2 protein-coding genes are annotated in these 1400 nt (G+C 71.4%); both read left to right on the forward strand.

The window, feature by feature from the left end; all coding sequences use genetic code 11:
• On the forward strand, nucleotides 1–650 hold a 650-nt coding region (locus H5J30_RS33275), incomplete at its 5' end, for a hypothetical protein (RefSeq protein WP_181791454.1).
• Entirely contained in the window at nucleotides 647–1375 is a 729-nt protein-coding gene (locus H5J30_RS33280) for a hypothetical protein (RefSeq protein WP_181791456.1), read from the forward strand. The genes H5J30_RS33275 and H5J30_RS33280, both read left to right, overlap by 4 nt.
• Nucleotides 1376–1400 lie beyond the last annotated feature (25 nt).

Raw genomic sequence — 1400 nt, forward strand, 5'->3', positions numbered from 1 at the left:
GCTACGGCTACACCCGGCAGGCCGGCGAACCGCCCACCCCGCTCCCGCCGCTCAACCAGGCGCGTCTGGACTACCCCGAGAAGCCGCTGCCGGCGGCCGAGGCCCCGGAGCCGCTGTCCGCGAAGCAGGACCGGCGCGTACGGACCGACGGCGACCTGCGCGAGTTACTGCTCGCCGAGCCGAAGGGCGCCGTCCCGGACGAAGGCGGGCCCGAGTGGCTGCCCGTCGAGCAGTTCGCCGGCGGCTTCGAGGACCCCAACTTCGTACTCGCCGACCTGGTGACCGAAGGATTCCGGCGCGCGGCGAGCACCTCCTGGACGCAGGACGGGGACACGCAGGTGACCATCGCCCTGCTGCAGTTCCGCGACGAGTCCGGCCTGCAGTCCGAGGAGTACCTCCTCGGCCAGCAGTCGTACATGCCGAGCGAGCAGGGCGCGGGTACGACCGGCGTGCCCATCCCCGGCAGCGTCGGCGGCGCGCTCTTCGTCTCCGAGAGCCCGGTGCAGGAACCCGGTTACGTCCCCGTCTACGAGGCCAGGGCGCTGGCACGGCGCGGCGACATCGTGCTGGACATGCATATCGCCTCGTCGCAGGCGATCGCCGAGGACACCGCGATGGACATCGCGAAACGCCAGATGGAGCGCCTGTGACCCACCACACCCGCGTGCTGCTCTCGGGCCTGCTGGCCCTCGCCGCCGTGGCCGGGACCGCCGGCTACGTCCACTGGCAGACCGACGGTGCGGACCGCACCGTGCGCACCAAGCTGTGGCAGGCGGAGAAGAAGGTGCCGAGCAAGAAGTGGCGGACGGCGGCCGAGGACGGCCGCCAGGACAACCCCCTCAGCAGACAACTGCTCAAGCCCGGCGACGTCCCCGCCTACGGCCTCGGCCCCGACGTCGAGGGCTACGGCAACGACTTCACGCTCAGCGGGCGCCGCGCCGCCGCGGTCCTCAAGGAGGGCGGGAAGGGGCTCCCCCCGCAGGAGCGCCGGTACCACAGCGACTTCGTCGAGCAGCTCGACGTGCAGGGCATGGCCATGCGCTCGTACGCCACCGGCCGCGAGGTCATGACGATCCAGATCGCGCAGATGGACAACAAGGAAGGAGTCCGCGCCCTCCAGGCCGGGCAGCGGCAGCTCTTCGAGTCCCTCGGCGCCTTCCGCGAAGGGCCGGACATCGAGGGCGACGACGCCGAGTGCTTCCTGCCGCCGCGGGACGAAGAGGCGGGCATGGACCAGATGTACTGCTCCGCCGCCCGCGGAAACCTGATGATCCAGCTGATCGCGTACGGCGGCGATCCGTTCGAGTCCAAGGATGTGGCCATGGCCTTCGAGAAGCAGCTCGACCAGGCGGAGTCGCCGGGGAAGTCGATTTGACCGCCCCGCCCCCGCCGCCGCCCGG

The organism is Streptomyces phytophilus, assembly GCF_013870535.1.
GTDB classification, from domain to species: Bacteria; Actinomycetota; Actinomycetes; order Streptomycetales; family Streptomycetaceae; genus Streptomyces; species Streptomyces phytophilus.